Annotated in this window: 15 protein-coding genes; 6 read left to right on the top strand and 9 right to left on the bottom strand. The window is 61.6% G+C overall.

Annotated elements, in window-relative coordinates:
- Positions 1 to 59 precede the first annotated feature (59 nt).
- The 4 genes from fdxA to ACR0MM_RS00920 form a co-directional block, all read right to left on the bottom strand.
- Positions 60 to 398 carry a ferredoxin FdxA gene (fdxA, locus tag ACR0MM_RS00935; protein ID WP_093961788.1) on the bottom strand — a complete coding sequence of 113 codons (339 nt, stop codon included), beginning with the start codon at positions 396 to 398 and terminating at the stop codon, positions 60 to 62.
- Positions 399 to 464: 66 nt separating this feature from the next.
- Entirely contained in the window at positions 465 to 836 is a 372-nt protein-coding gene (locus ACR0MM_RS00930; RefSeq protein WP_170389764.1) for an RNA-binding S4 domain-containing protein, read from the bottom strand.
- Between the two features lie 6 nt (positions 837 to 842).
- Positions 843 to 3644, bottom strand: coding sequence for a helicase-related protein (locus ACR0MM_RS00925; protein ID WP_480693916.1), 2802 nt, complete (start codon positions 3642 to 3644; stop codon positions 843 to 845).
- 20 nt (positions 3645 to 3664) lie between these two features.
- Positions 3665 to 4234: a tetratricopeptide repeat protein gene (locus ACR0MM_RS00920; protein ID WP_254428893.1), complete on the bottom strand. Its 570-nt coding sequence runs from the start codon at positions 4232 to 4234 to the stop codon at positions 3665 to 3667.
- A 68-nt stretch (positions 4235 to 4302) separates the two neighbouring features.
- Here ACR0MM_RS00920 and ACR0MM_RS00915 point away from each other — a divergent pair, with 68 nt between their 5' ends.
- The 4 genes from ACR0MM_RS00915 (at position 4303) to ACR0MM_RS00900 (ending at position 7694) form a co-directional block, all read left to right on the top strand.
- Entirely contained in the window at positions 4303 to 4593 is a 291-nt protein-coding gene (locus tag ACR0MM_RS00915; RefSeq protein WP_093961784.1) for an SCP2 sterol-binding domain-containing protein, read from the top strand.
- On the top strand, positions 4593 to 5570 hold the full coding sequence (locus ACR0MM_RS00910; RefSeq protein WP_170580073.1) for an alpha/beta hydrolase: 978 nt from the start codon (positions 4593 to 4595) through the stop codon (positions 5568 to 5570). The genes ACR0MM_RS00915 and ACR0MM_RS00910 overlap by 1 nt, the downstream gene beginning before the upstream one ends.
- A gap of 70 nt (positions 5571 to 5640) precedes the next feature.
- Positions 5641 to 7461, top strand: a complete 1821-nt coding sequence (locus ACR0MM_RS00905) for a M3 family oligoendopeptidase (protein WP_480693914.1) — start codon at positions 5641 to 5643, stop codon at positions 7459 to 7461.
- Positions 7458 to 7694, top strand: a complete 237-nt coding sequence (locus ACR0MM_RS00900; RefSeq protein ID WP_170339106.1) for a hypothetical protein — start codon at positions 7458 to 7460, stop codon at positions 7692 to 7694. The genes ACR0MM_RS00905 and ACR0MM_RS00900 overlap by 4 nt, the downstream gene beginning before the upstream one ends.
- Before the next feature lie 18 nt (positions 7695 to 7712).
- On the opposite strand, the gene ACR0MM_RS00895 is transcribed toward ACR0MM_RS00900, so the two are convergent.
- The 3 genes from ACR0MM_RS00895 to ACR0MM_RS00885 are packed head-to-tail and all read right to left on the bottom strand — an operon-like array spanning position 7713 to position 9898.
- Complete coding sequence (locus ACR0MM_RS00895) at positions 7713 to 8600, bottom strand: DMT family transporter (RefSeq protein WP_480693912.1); 888 nt, start codon at positions 8598 to 8600, stop codon at positions 7713 to 7715.
- Positions 8597 to 8866: a DksA/TraR family C4-type zinc finger protein gene (locus tag ACR0MM_RS00890; protein ID WP_093961778.1), complete on the bottom strand. Its 270-nt coding sequence runs from the start codon at positions 8864 to 8866 to the stop codon at positions 8597 to 8599. The genes ACR0MM_RS00895 and ACR0MM_RS00890 overlap by 4 nt, the downstream gene beginning before the upstream one ends.
- Positions 8867 to 8923: 57 nt before the next feature.
- Entirely contained in the window at positions 8924 to 9898 is a 975-nt protein-coding gene (locus tag ACR0MM_RS00885) for a Gfo/Idh/MocA family protein (protein WP_480693910.1), read from the bottom strand.
- Positions 9899 to 10045: 147 nt separating this feature from the next.
- Here ACR0MM_RS00885 and ACR0MM_RS00880 point away from each other — a divergent pair, with 147 nt between their 5' ends.
- Positions 10046 to 11224: a dipeptidase gene (locus ACR0MM_RS00880; RefSeq protein ID WP_480693908.1), complete on the top strand. Its 1179-nt coding sequence runs from the start codon at positions 10046 to 10048 to the stop codon at positions 11222 to 11224.
- A 60-nt stretch (positions 11225 to 11284) separates the two neighbouring features.
- Here the strand turns inward: ACR0MM_RS00880 and rpoH are convergent, their stop codons facing one another.
- Positions 11285 to 12181: an RNA polymerase sigma factor RpoH gene (gene rpoH / locus ACR0MM_RS00875; RefSeq protein WP_170339682.1), complete on the bottom strand. Its 897-nt coding sequence runs from the start codon at positions 12179 to 12181 to the stop codon at positions 11285 to 11287.
- 124 nt (positions 12182 to 12305) lie between these two features.
- Positions 12306 to 13349: an RluA family pseudouridine synthase gene (locus ACR0MM_RS00870; RefSeq protein WP_480693906.1), complete on the bottom strand. Its 1044-nt coding sequence runs from the start codon at positions 13347 to 13349 to the stop codon at positions 12306 to 12308.
- Here ACR0MM_RS00870 and ACR0MM_RS00865 point away from each other — a divergent pair.
- Positions 13348 to 13650 carry a DUF6476 family protein gene (locus tag ACR0MM_RS00865; RefSeq protein ID WP_093961773.1) on the top strand — a complete coding sequence of 101 codons (303 nt, stop codon included), beginning with the start codon at positions 13348 to 13350 and terminating at the stop codon, positions 13648 to 13650. The genes ACR0MM_RS00870 and ACR0MM_RS00865 overlap by 2 nt on opposite strands.

Genomic DNA, 13650 nt, shown 5'->3' with positions numbered 1-13650 from the left:
TTTCAGCGCATTAGGGCCAAAACTTACGGCGTCCTTTCGGGTTTTGCGACCCGAATCGCTCAGCCGCCTTCGCCCGGAGCTTCGGAGAAGTATTTCTCCATCTTGCCCTCTTCCCCGTCGCGCTCTTCGGCGCCCGGAAGCGGGTCTTTCTTGGTTACGATAACCGGCCATTGTTCGGCATATTTGCGGTTGAATTCGACCCACTGCTCCATTCCCGGCTCGGTATCGGGGCGAATGGCGTCCGCCGGGCATTCCGGCTCGCACACGCCGCAATCGATGCATTCATCCGGATGGATGACCAGGGTATTTTCACCTTCATAGAAGCAATCCACCGGGCATACCTCGACGCAGTCGGTGTATTTGCAGGCGATACAGTTCTCGGTGACAACGTAGGTCATGGTCCAATTCCCGTCAGAGGTTTGGGCGACTAGCTAATTCAGTCTGCCCCCATCTTCAAGAGAAGATCAGCCCTTGGGGGTGCGAGAAAGATCAAGCGCGCGCCGATCCTTCTTGGTCGGACGACCTTTTCCTTCGAAACCCGGATTTTGTGGCGGATTATCCTTCTCTTCGGACAAATCCGTGTACAGCGTCCGCGCCTCGGTCGCCGGGCCGCGTCGCGCGCCCAGGATTTCGACCTGAACCACGCGAATAACCCGCCCCTGAGCGAAAGTCAGAACGTCACCGGGCCCGACGGTTTGCGCCGGCTTCTGGGCCCGGTCACCGTTGATGCGCACATGCCCGCCGCTGACCTGTTTGGCGGCCAGGCTGCGGGTCTTGAAAAACCGCGCATGCCACAGCCACTTGTCGATCCGCAGCTTGGCCGGTGCGTCGGCCATCAGCGATCAGTTGCCGTCCTTCAGACCCATCAGCGCAGCGGCAAACGGGTTGTCGGGATCAATCGCCTTTTCCTTTTTGGGCGGCCGGGACGAGAAGGTCTTGGCCCCTTGCGGCTTGCCGCCCTTCTTGCCCTGCGGCTTGCCGCGACCATCCCGAGGCTTCCCGCCCGGTTTGCTCCGACCCTGCCGTTGGTCACCACGTGGCCCCCGGTTGGCCTGACGGCCCCAGGTAAAGGTGTAGAACACCTCGACTTCGGGTTCGTCCGATGCAGGGTCTGCGGCCGTGGCCTCGGCTTCAGCCTCGGTGCTGTCGGTAGCCTCGGTTGGCGCCTCGGCGGCGACGGCCACATCCGACTGCGCCTCTGCTTCGGCGGTCTCGGTCGGAGCTTCGGCGGTTGCTGCCGGTGGTTGCTCGGTCGGCTGAGCCGGTTTGATCTTGGTCCGTTCACCGCGCTCGGCCTTGTAGCCCAGCCCTTGCATCAGGTCGGCGAACTGCTCCAGCGTCATGCCGGTGATCGACAACATGTCCGCCTTGGCTTCGAAACCGCCCCGGCTGTCTTCGGCGCGCAGCATGTCGGCCAGACGCTCCAACATGTCGATACGGATCGAACGCTCGCCCGCATTGCGGTAGCCGCACATGGTGTCATAGCCCTCGGGCGCGCCCTTGGCGACGGGCACCGTCACCAAGCCCGGCGGCGGCGCTTCGGGAAACTCCTGAAGTCCATTTGCCAGGGCCCACAACACCAGACGCAGGCGCGTCGGGGCAGGCTTCAGCAGCAGCGGCATGAAGATGGTGAACTGGCCAAACCGGATGCCATGCTTGCGCAGCGCGCCACGCGCGTCCTGGTCCAGATCCTTGACCTCTTGTGCGACTCCGGCACGCGGCAGGATGCCCAACGCCTCGACCATGCGGAAGGCAAATCCCTTGGCCAGCCCGGTCAGTTCTTCGTCGCGCGACAGGTTCAGCAGGGGCTCGAACAGCGCCGCGATCTTGCGGTCGATGAAGTGTTGCAGGCGGCGCTGCACCTTCTGCTCAACTTCCGGCCCTGCGGCCTCGTCCACGAACACTTCGACCATCGGTTTGAGCGGTTCGGCCCCGGCAACCAGTTTGCCCACGGCATATTCGCCCCACATCAGGCCACCCTGATCGGTAAAATCAATTTCGGTATCGGGCGCATTGTAGAAGCGATCGGCACGCAGATGGAATTGCGGCGCGAGTGCTTGCAGTGAGGCCGATTTGAGCGCTTTCGCCTCGGTTCCCTGCGCGCTTTTGTCCGGGATGAACCGGAACCCTTCCAAACGACCGACGAATTCGCCTTCGACGGTCACTTCACCCTTGTCATTCACTTCGGCCAAAAGGGCCTCCTTCTGTTTGAGCCGGCGCAAGAGAACAGATGTACGCCGGTCCACAAATCTTTGCGTCAGACATTCATGCAAAGCGTCTGACACCCTGTCTTCTACAGCGCGGGTTTCCGCGCGCCAATGGGATTCGTCGCGCACCCAGCCGTTTCGTTGCGCAACATATGTCCACGTGCGAATATATGCCAACCTTTTGGACAGTGCATCAATATCGCCGTCGGTTCTGTCGATCCGGCGGATCTGGCGCGCCAGAAAATCCTCGGGGATCGTGCCGCGTTCGTGCAGATGTCCGAAGATCGATTCGAGCAGGCTGGCATGTTCCGCATGGCTGATGCCTCGAAAATCGGGGATTCGGCAAACATCCCACAACAGGCGGATCGACGGACCATCGCTGGCACGGGCCGCAACCTCGGGCACCTGGGCCAGCGACTTGAGCGCGTTCAGGTCGTCGGCGGGCCGGGCCTTGACTAGGTGTTCGTTGTCCGGGCTGGCCTCGAGCGAGTCGATCAGCGCATCGACCGAGCCGAACCGTAAGGCAGCATTCCGCCAGTTCAGCTTTTTCATCGGCGTGAATCGGCTGTCCATGATGGCCTGCGCCACGCCTTCGTCCAGTGGCGATGCCTCGCCCGTCACGCCAAAGGTGCCATCCGACATGCCGCGCCCGGCGCGCCCGGCGATCTGGGCCAGTTCGTTCGGAGCCAGCGGCCGCATACGCCTGCCATCGAATTTGGACAGGGACGAAAACGCCACATGGTTCACATCGAGGTTCAGACCCATACCGATGGCATCGGTGGCGACCAGATAGTCGACCTCGCCATTCTGGTACAGCTCGACCTGCGCATTCCGCGTGCGCGGGCTGAGCGCGCCCATGACCACGGCCGCCCCACCCTTTTGCCGCCGCAGAAGCTCGGCAATGGCATAGACGTTCTCGACCGAGAACCCGACGATCGCGCTGCGCGGCGGCATACGGCTGATCTTCCTGGATCCGGTGTAGACCAGTTGCGACATCCGCTCGCGCCGAGCAAACTGCGCCTGCGGCACCAGCGCCGCGATCGGGCCGCGCATCGTGTCGGCACCCAGAAAAAGTGTCTCGTGCGTCCCACGCATCCGCAGCAGCCGGTCGGTAAACACATGACCGCGCTCGGGGTCGGCGCACAGTTGGATTTCGTCGATGGCCACGAAATCGGTGCCCATCCCCTCGGGCATCGCCTCGACCGTGCAGACCCAGTATTGCGTGCGCGGCGGAACGATGCGTTCCTCGCCCGTCACAAGAGCCACCACCGAGGGGCCGCGGATGGCGACGATCTTGTCATAGACCTCACGCGCAAGCAGCCGCAGCGGCAGGCCGATGACACCGGTCCGGTGCCCCAGCATGCGCTCGATGGCATAGTGGGTTTTGCCTGTGTTGGTCGGGCCAAGTACGGCCACGATTCGGGATTCCCCGTTCACCTTTGCCCCCTGCCCGGACCTTAAAGCGCCTTGCCCGCAATCTGCGGTTTCAGCCGATTCACGGCATTGGTTACTTCTTCGTGATGGGGATGTATAGCCAGCGCGCGGGAATAGGCGTCATAGGCCTGTTCGGGCTGACCCAGCACCTCAAAGATCAGGCCAAGCCCGTAGATGGCTTCGTAATTGTTCGGGTTCAACGCAAGCGCGTGCTCAAGATCGGCGGCCGCCATGCCGAACCGCTCCAGCCCAAAAAACACGGAAGCGCGCACGTGCCAACCTTCTGCAAAATCGGGTGCATGGTCCGTCAGTGCCGTCAGATGGTCCAACGCCGCTTCGACATTGCCCTCGTCCAGTGCTTCACGTCCGCGTTCAAGCAGCAGATCAGCCGAGGCAGACCCTGATTGCGACCACAGCGACTGCAGTTGCCGATCCAGACCGGCTGCCTGCTCGGGAGACGCTTCGGCAAGCTGCCGCAGCAGCTCGGCTTCGTCCCGCAAATCGGCCTGTTGCGCAATCCCAGTGGTGGAATACATGACTAGGAGGGCAAATGCCGCAACGGTACCTTTGAGATTGTTGATTGCAATGCTCATAACAATGATCAGTGTAGCGTTGCGACCGCGGATGTCCATTCACGGCGCACTAACAAATGAGGAAGACCATGAGCGACACTCTTGAAAAAGCGGCAGCCGCGCTGAACGAAAAACTGTCGGGTGGCGATTTCGATTCGTCGGCGAAATTCGCCATCGCCGACCTCGGCTCGATCGTGTTGGATGAAAATGGCGCGCGGGTCAGCGACGAGGACGCCGAAGTCACCCTGAGCGCCGACGCGGAAACGTTCGAGCAGATCCTCAGCGGTGAGCTGAACCCCACGGGTGCGTTCATGGCCGGCAAGCTTAGCGTCGACGGCGACATGGGTGTTGCCATGAAGCTTGCCTCGGTGCTGGCCTGATGGACTTGTCGCCGGCCCCTTTCTTTGAAGATGTGGCCGGCGGTCCCGCCGGCGGCGCCGCGCATTGGTTGACCACAAGCGACGGCACACGCATTCGCGTGGGCCATTGGCGCCCCGAAGGTGAGGCGACCGGGACGGTGATGATCTTTCCCGGCCGCACGGAATATATTGAAAAATATGGCAATGCAGCGGGTGAGTTCGTACAACGCGGCTTTGCTGTACTGGCCGTGGATTGGCGCGGACAGGGTCTGGCCGACAGGTTGCTGGAAGATCCGCGCGTCGGTCACGTTGACAAGTTTACCGACTATCAGCAGGACGTGCGCGAAACGCTGAAACTGGCCGAGCAGCTTGGCCTGCCGAAACCCTGGCACGTGATCGGCCATTCGATGGGCGGCGCGATCGGGATGCGCGCGGTTCTGGAAACCGGCCTGTTTGCCTCTTGTGCCTTCACCGGCCCGATGTGGGGCATCTTCTTCACCCCGCTCATGAAACCGCTCAGCCGTCTGACCGCCTATTGGGGGCCGCGGATCGGGCTGGGCGAAAAGACGCCCCCGACCACGTCACTGGAAAGCTATGTTCTGATCCAGCCTTTCGAGGGCAACGCGCTGACCCGCGACCCCGGGATGTACCGGATGATGCAGGATCAGTTGAAAGCGCATCCTGAACTGGCCCTGGGCGCGCCGTCCACCATCTGGCTACGCGAGGCGCTGGACGAATGCGCCTGGCTGATGGCGCAGACAGCGCCCGACATTCCCTGTCTGACCTATCTTGGCAGCCACGAGCAGATCGTGGACCGCAAGGCGATCCGGGCGCGGATGGCGAATTGGCCCAGCGGAAGGCTGGTCGAGATCCCCGACGGCGAACACGAGGTGATGATGGAACCGCCCGAGGTCCGCGGCCCCGTATTCGAGGAAATGGCCGCGCATTTTTCGGCCGCCGCCAACGGGCAGACACCCGAACTTGCGATGACGCGCTGACACCTCGGCTGCTTGTGATCCGCGCGCCCTGCGCCTAGATGTGATCCAACGCAGACAATCGAGGTGTTTCATGCACGAGCTTCCCTTCCCCGTCCGAGACGCAAATGCCGGTGGCGGCGCCGACAACCTTGGCAACCTGCCGGAATGGAACCTGGACGACCTGTACAAGGGACAGGACGCGCCGGAACTGACCCGCGACCTTGAGTGGCTGGAACAGGAATGCGCGGCTTTTGCCGCCGATTACGAAGGCAAGCTGGCCGATCTTGACGCTCAGGGCCTGCTGAACTGTGTCCAGCGCAACGAAAAGATCAACGCCATCGCCGGGCGCATCATGTCTTTTGCCGGGCTGCGCTATTACCAGCTGACCACGGATGCCGAGCGCGCCAAGTTCCTGTCGGACATGCAGGAAAAGGTCACGCTTTTCACCACGCCGCTGGTGTTCTTCACGCTCGAGATCAACCGCATCGACGATGACGTGCTGGCCGCTCATTTTAAGACCAACGCGGACCTGGCCCGGTACGAGCCCGTCTTCCGCCGCATCCGCGCGATGAAGCCCTATCAACTGTCGGACGAACTGGAGAAATTCCTGCATGATCTGGGGGTGGTCGGCGACGCGTGGGAACGGCTGTTCGACGAAACCATCGCCGGGCTGACCTTTACCGTGAACGGCGAAGAGCTGAACATCGAGGGCACCCTGAACCTGCTGACCGAACAGGACCGGTCCAAGCGCGAGGCCGCGGCCCGCGAACTGGCCCGCGTGTTCCAAGACAACGTCAAAACCTTTGCCCGCGTCCACAACACGCAGGCCAAGGAAAAGGAAATCATCGACCGCTGGCGCAAGATGCCGACCCCGCAGACCGCGCGGCACCTGGCGAACGATGTCGAACCCGAAGTGGTCGAAGCCCTGCGCGAGGCGGTGGTGGCCGCCTATCCCAAGCTCAGCCACCGGTATTACGAGCTCAAGCGCAAATGGTTGGGTCTGGATGTGATGCAGGTCTGGGACCGCAACGCGCCGCTGCCGATGGAAGACACCCGCACCGTGTCGTGGGAGGACGCCGAGAAGACCGTGATGGAGGCTTATGCCGCTTTCGATCCCCGCATGGCCGAGATTGCAGCACCGTTCTTTTCGAAAGGCTGGATCGACGCGGCGGTGAAACCGGGCAAGGCTCCGGGCGCCTTTGCGCACCCCACCGTGACCGATGTGCATCCTTACGTGATGCTCAACTATCTGGGCAAACCGCGCGACGTGATGACGTTGGCGCACGAGTTGGGCCACGGCGTGCATCAGGTGCTGGCCGCCGGTCAGGGCGAGATGCTGTCCTCGACCCCCCTGACGCTGGCTGAAACCGCCAGCGTCTTCGGCGAGATGCTGACCTTCCGCAAGATGCTGGATCAGGCCGAAACGCCCGAGCAACGCAAAGTTCTGCTGGCCGGCAAGGTCGAGGACATGATCAACACGGTGATCCGCCAGATCGCCTTCTACGACTTTGAATGCAAGCTGCACGCCGCCCGCCGCGAGGGCGAACTGACGCCGGACGACATCAACGCCCTGTGGATGAGCGTTCAGGCCGAAAGCCTTGGCCCGGCGTTTGAATTCATGGAAGGGTACGAGACCTTTTGGGCCTATATCCCGCACTTTGTTCATTCGCCCTTCTATGTCTACGCCTATGCATTCGGCGACGGATTGGTGAACGCGCTGTACTCGGTCTATGAAAGCGGCGCGGACGGGTTCGAGGAAAAGTACTTCGAGATGCTCCGCGCGGGCGGCTCCAAGCACCACAAAGAGCTTTTGGCCCCGTTCGGGCTGGATGCCAGCGACCCGAAATTCTGGGATAAGGGTCTGTCGATGATCTCGGGGATGATCGACGAACTGGAGGCCCTGGAGGGGTGACAGACCCAACCGACAAGGGGCGCTGGCGGGCCATCAAGGACCGCCTGCGCCCTGTTCTCGCCCGGATCCGCCGCAATGTCCCGCGGGGGCTGCGGTTTGTCGTGGGACTTTTGTTGATCGTCGCAGGCGTCTTCGGCTTCCTTCCTGTTCTGGGGTTTTGGATGATCCCCTTGGGCATTATGGTTGCCGCCATGGACGTCAACCTGCTGCGGCGCTGGTGGCGCCGCCGATAACCCCGTTCCGGCTGTCGCCTAGTTTTTTCTGGTCGTGAGGAACACCGCGAATACGATCAATCCCGCCCCAATCGCAGCCATTGGGGTGATCGGTGCCCCCAGAAAAATTGCCGAATTGACGAAGGTGAACACCACCGAGGCGGCGAACAAAAGGGTCGCGGTCAACGTCGATACACGCGCGGCGGCCTCGTACCAAAGGTAGTAGGCCAACGCAGTCGGGAAAACGCCCAGCAAAACCAAAAACACCAAATCGCTGCCGGATGGCATCCGCAGTGCAAAAACGGACAGCGGAAGCAGAATTACGGCCGAGCACAGGAACACACCAAACAGGAAATTCAGACGCTCGGCCGTCGATTTCGACGCGCGCATGGCCCGACTGCTGGCGATCAGGAACACCGCCCAGCTGACCCCGGCCCCAATTTCCATCATATCCCCCAGAACCGGGTCCCCGCCGCCTTCGAAATCGCGGAAAACCGTAAGAAAGACCCCCAAGATGGCCAGAAGGGTCGCCAGAACATCGGTTTTTCCAACAGGGGTGTCGGCGAAGAAATACAAGAAAACCAGAACAAAGAACGGCGCGGTATTTTCCAACACCATCGCGCTGCCTGCACCGGTGTGTTCAAGCCCGATATGAAACAGAATATAGTTGATGACGGTCGCCAAAACCGCAAGACGGAAGTTCCAATCCCGGAGCTGGACGGAAACCGGCGCATTCATCGCACGCAACATGCCGTAGATGGCCAAAGCAGCTATGAACAGCCTAGTTGTGGCAATTTGCATGCCACCCAGATCTCCGGCCAGGTAGCGCACGATGACGCTGTGCGTGCCCCAAAGAAATGCGGCCATGAACCCAAGAAACAAGCCATTCTGAAAAAGGGAACCGCCGTCTTTGCCGGGCCCCTTCACTTGAGCTGGCTGTCCTTGGAGCCGCGCCGATTGATACCGCCGCGGGCCTTGAAAGCACCATCACGCTCTTGCTGGCAATCCAGGCACAGCTTGACCCCGGGGATCGCCAGTCGGCGCTTTTCGGGGATCGGTTCTTCGCACTCTGCACAATGGGTCAGGCTTTCACCGACCGGACGCTTTTTTGCCTGCATCCGTGCCAGCTCGTCTGAAATCGAAGCCTCGATCTGTTCACTTACAGCGCCGTCGCGCGCCCAGCCTCCGGCCATTGCCCCCTCCTGTTCAGGTGCTCACCAGTTTAGGCGTGGGGCGGCTGATCACGCAAGTCAGAGCGGCGTTGCGCCGTCTAACACCCGGTCGATCATCGCCTGCGTCCCGCGCGAGAATTCGAGCTGACACGGGTATTCGTCGCCCGCGCGAACGGACCGGCAAAACGCCTCGACCTGCAGCTTGTAGTGATCGTCGGCCGGGAAGCGCCGCACCAGAACCTCAAGCCCCGGGCGATGCAGCTCGACCCGGGCCTCGCCAAACACTCGCGCGTTGAACGGCGCGGTCAGGCGGATCAGGCCGCGCTCGCCGTGAAAGACCATTTCTTGATGCGGATGCATTCGGATCGAGACATAGGCCGAATAGGTAAAGCCGGGAAACTGCGCGCGGATTTCGGTGAACGCGTCGATGCCATCCTCCCAGCGGATGGCCGATTGCACGGTGTCCGGTTCCTGCCCCGTCGCAAAACGGGCCGACCCGATGACGTAGACACCGATGTCGCGCAGCCCGCCGCCGCCGGTTTCGGCGCGGTTGCGGATATTGCCTGTGTCCGCGCGGTTGTCGAAGCTGAATGCGCCCGTGACATGCACCAGATCTCCGATGGCGCCTTCGGCGATCAGGTCGCGCACATGCTGCCACTGCGGGTGGTGCACGATCATATAGGCCTCGGCCGCCAGCAGCCCGGTCTGGTCGCGCTTGTGGATCAGAGCGTCGAACTCCTCGGCGCGCATGGTCATCGGCTTTTCACACAGAACGTGCTTGCCGGCCTCTAGCGCCTTCAGGCTCCATTCCACATGCAGGTGGTTCGGCAGCGGAATGTAAACCGCCTCGATTTCGGGCGAAGCCAGCAGCGCGTCATAGTCGTCAAACACCTTCAGGTCAGGGCAGAAGTCCTGAAACGGCTCGGCCTTGGCCGGATCCGAAGTCGCCAGAGCAGCCAGTCGCGCACTCGAAGCCGCATGGATCGCCGGACCCATGAATTGTCGTGCGAATTTCGCCGCCCCCAGAATGCCCCACTGAACCGGCTTGTGCATGGTGTCCTCCGTATTTGACCACGTTGGGTGCTGAAATGTTTGCGCCAACATCTGTTGCGCTCTCTGTATCAGCCAAGCGACGCCAAGTCAGGCTTTTCTGTACGCGGGACACCCGTAATCTGCGCATGACAAACGGGAGGGACTAACGTGAGAAGATTTCTGAAATGGCTGGCAGGCCTCACGGCGGCTGTGGTCGTCATCGGGGCCGTGATATTTTTTGTAGTTGTGCCGCCGTATGTCGAAGACGCGCGCAACAACGTGATCGACCACGCCCCATACCCGGTGTCCGACACCGCGGCGGCCCTGCACGAAACCCTGATCGTGGGCGACCTGCATGCCGACCCGCTGCTGTGGAGCCGCGACCTGACCGAGCGCGGAACCCGCGGCCAGGTGGATATTCCCCGGCTGATCGAAGGCAACGTGGCGCTGCAGGTGTTCACCGCCGTGACCAAGTCGCCGGCCGGGCAGAATTACGAGGCAAACTCGGCCGAGGCATTCGACAACATCACCCTTCTGGCCATCGGTCAGCTGTGGCCGCTGCGCACCTGGGACAGCTTGAAAGAACGCGCGATTTATCAGGCCGAGAAACTGCACCGGTTCGAGGCCGCCTCAAACGGACATCTCAAGGTCATCAAGACCCGCGCGGATCTGGATGCGGTGCTCGACGCCCGCGCGCGCGGCGAAAAGGTCGTGGGCGGCATTCTGGGGATCGAAGGCGCCCATCCGCTGGAGGGCGATCTGGCCAATCTCGACCCGATATTCGATGCGGGACACAGGGTGTTCGGGCTGCAGCATTTCTTTGACAACGAACTGGGCGGCTCGCTGCACGGCACCGGGAACGCGGGCCTGACCGAATTCGGACGGCAGGTGGTGGCCGAATTGGCCAAGCGCCCGGTGGTGATCGACCTGGCCCATTCCAGCCCGCAAGTGGCGCGCGACGTGCTGGCCATGACCGACGAGCCGCTGATCGTCAGCCATGGCGGTCTGCACGGGTTCTGCCCGGTCAAGCGCAACTATCCCGATGACCTGATGAAGGAAATCGCGGCGACCGGCGGTGTCATCGGGATGGGATACTGGGCCGACGTTACTTGCGGCGACATCGCCCCGGCGGGAATTGCCAAAATGATCAAGGCAGCCATCGAGACGGTCGGGGAAGACCATGTGGCACTGGGGTCCGACTATGACGGCTCGGTCGAGACCGCATTTGACACGTCGGAACTGGCGGCGCTGACCTCGGCCTTGTTGGACGAAGGCCTGACCGAAGCGCAGATCCGCAAGGTCATGGGCGAAAACATGGTACGGGTATTCCGCCAACAGCTGCAGTAGGACATGACGAAAAAAACGGCCCGGGTTTCCCCGGGCCGCTTGTTCATCTGATTGCCGTGATCAGGCGGTGGCCAGCATGCCCTTTTCACGCGCCAACTCACGCATCTTTTTCTGCAGCTTTTCAAAGGCGCGCACCTCGATCTGACGGATGCGTTCGCGGCTGACATTGTACTGCGTACTCAGTTCCTCGAGCGTCACGGGCTGATCCATCAACCGGCGCTGGGTCAGGATGTCCTTTTCGCGGTCGTTCAGGACGTCCAGCGCCTCGGTCAGCAACTCGCGGCGCACCTCAAGCTCTTCGCGGGCCTCATAGTCGCCGGCCTGGTCGGCATCTTCGTCTTCCAGCCAGTCCTGCCACTGCATGGTGCCTTCGCCCTCGGACCCAACCGTGGCGTTCAGCGACGCGTCCCCACCCGACATGCGGCGGTTCATGCTGATGACCTCTTCTTCGGTCACGCCCAAGTCATTGGCGATCCGCTTGACATTGTCCGGGTGCAGGTCGCCCTCCTCCAACGCGCCAATCCGTGCTTTCGCCTTGCGCAGGTTGAAGAACAGCTTTTTCTGTGCCGAGGTGGTGCCCAGTTTCACCAGCGACCAGGATCTCAGGATGTATTCCTGGATCGAGGCGCGGATCCACCACATCGCATAGGTCGCCAAACGGAAGCCTTTTTCCGGATCGAACCGCTTGACGGCTTGCATCAGGCCCACATTGGCCTCGGAAATCACCTCGGCCTGCGGCAAACCATAGCCGCGATAGCCCATGGCGATCTTGGCGGCCAGTCGCAGATGCGATGTCACCATCTTGTGCGCCGCTTCGGTGTCCTGCTCTTCGACCCAACGTTTGGCCAGCATGTACTCCTCTTCCGGCTCCAGCAGGGGGAATTTGCGGATTTCCTGCAGATACCGGTTCAGCCCACCTTCTGGCGTAGGCACGGGGAGATTTTTGTAATTTGCCATGTATCACGTCCCTTGGACAAATGTTTACGCCCTTAACATGGATATGGGGCCACGTTCAGGACCATTCAAGAGCAGGTGTTAACAGTCTGGGATTAAGGAACGATAAAGGAAAGCTAAGAAAGTCTTAGTCACGAGACTTTGCAGGTTGTTTCAGAACTGAGATGAGTGCCTCGATATCTTGCGGCAATGCTGCCTCAAAACGCATTTCCTCGCCGGAAACGGGATGAACAAAGCCCAGGACGGCCGCGTGCAGGGCTTGGCGCGGGAACGCACGCACCGCCTCCGCAGCGTCTGCATCAAACGACCGGGCCGACAGTTTACGCCTGCCGCCATAGACCGGGTCGCCCACCAAGCCGTGGCCCGCATGTGCCATGTGCACCCGAATCTGGTGGGTGCGTCCGGTTTCCAGCCAGCACTCGATCAATGATACCGCGCCGGGTTGTCCGAACACGTCAACGACGCGCGCGCGCGTCACGGCATGGCGCCCGCCATGGAAAAGCACCGCCTGTTTCTGCCGGTCATGTTTGTGCCGGGCCAACTGCGTGGTGATCCGCATCACGTTGCCGGGCTCGAAACTCACGCCTTTGATGCCGCGCAGCCGAGGATCGTTGGCGTCGGGCACGCCGTAGCACAATGCGCGGTAATACCGCTCGACGCTGTGCGCCTCGAACTGGGCCGCAAGCCCCTGATGGGCCGCATCCGATTTGGCGACCACCAGCAGCCCGCTGGTATCCTTGTCGATCCGGTGCACGATGCCCGGCCGCTTGACCCCGCCTACCCCCGACAATTCCTCGCCACAGTGGTGCAGCAGGGCGTTCACCAAAGTGCCGTTGGGTGATCCCGGTGCCGGGTGGACGACCATGCCCGCGGGCTTGTTGATCACGATCAGGTCGGCGTCTTCATGCACGATGTCCAGCGGAATGTCCTCGGCCCCGATGTGACTCTCGTCCGCTTCGGAGACGGTTATGGACACAACGGCGCCTTCCGGCACTTTGGCTTTAGCGTCGAGCACGACCTTGCCGTCGACCAGAACCGCGCCCTCTTCGATCAGCCGGACCAGCCGGGTGCGCGACAGGTTTTCATCTGCTGGCACATCCCGCGAAAGCGCCTTATCAAGGCGGGGCGGCGGAGCGTCCGCGATAACGAAGTCTATTTGCCGGGTGCCCATGACTGTCCCTTCAGATCCCCAAGAACCGCAGGAAACGCCTCAACTGCGCCTTCTGCGCCGCATGGTCATGCTGCTGACCGCGGTGATGATTGGCGGGGTTCTAGTGACATTCGCCTTGATTGTCATCCGTCTATCCGACCGGACCCCCACCCTGCCCGATCAGATCGAACTGCCGGACGGTGCAAAGGCACAAGCCGTGACCATCGGAAACAACTGGTTCGCCGTGGTGACCGATGACAACCGCATCCTGATCTTCGACAAGACCACTGGGAAGCAACGACAGCAGATCTCGCTTGATTAG

It is taken from the genome of Ruegeria sp. BC6 (assembly GCF_056539185.1).
Note: the sequence above shows the minus strand (reverse complement) of the source record. Positions and strands in the feature narration are given on the sequence as shown.

Coding starts and splice junctions, on each gene's coding strand:
- fdxA (WP_093961788.1), bottom strand. CDS start 398: ATGACCTACGTTGTCACCGAGAACTGTATCGCCTGCAAATACACCGAC.
- ACR0MM_RS00930 (WP_170389764.1), bottom strand. CDS start 836: ATGGCCGACGCACCGGCCAAGCTGCGGATCGACAAGTGGCTGTGGCAT.
- ACR0MM_RS00920 (WP_254428893.1), bottom strand. CDS start 4,234: ATGAGCATTGCAATCAACAATCTCAAAGGTACCGTTGCGGCATTTGCC.
- ACR0MM_RS00915 (WP_093961784.1), top strand. CDS start 4,303: ATGAGCGACACTCTTGAAAAAGCGGCAGCCGCGCTGAACGAAAAACTG.
- ACR0MM_RS00910 (WP_170580073.1), top strand. CDS start 4,593: ATGGACTTGTCGCCGGCCCCTTTCTTTGAAGATGTGGCCGGCGGTCCC.
- ACR0MM_RS00905 (WP_480693914.1), top strand. CDS start 5,641: ATGCACGAGCTTCCCTTCCCCGTCCGAGACGCAAATGCCGGTGGCGGC.
- ACR0MM_RS00890 (WP_093961778.1), bottom strand. CDS start 8,866: ATGGCCGGAGGCTGGGCGCGCGACGGCGCTGTAAGTGAACAGATCGAG.
- ACR0MM_RS00885 (WP_480693910.1), bottom strand. CDS start 9,898: ATGCACAAGCCGGTTCAGTGGGGCATTCTGGGGGCGGCGAAATTCGCA.
- rpoH (WP_170339682.1), bottom strand. CDS start 12,181: ATGGCAAATTACAAAAATCTCCCCGTGCCTACGCCAGAAGGTGGGCTG.
- ACR0MM_RS00865 (WP_093961773.1), top strand. CDS start 13,348: ATGACTGTCCCTTCAGATCCCCAAGAACCGCAGGAAACGCCTCAACTG.
- ACR0MM_RS00870 (WP_480693906.1), bottom strand. CDS start 13,349: ATGGGCACCCGGCAAATAGACTTCGTTATCGCGGACGCTCCGCCGCCC.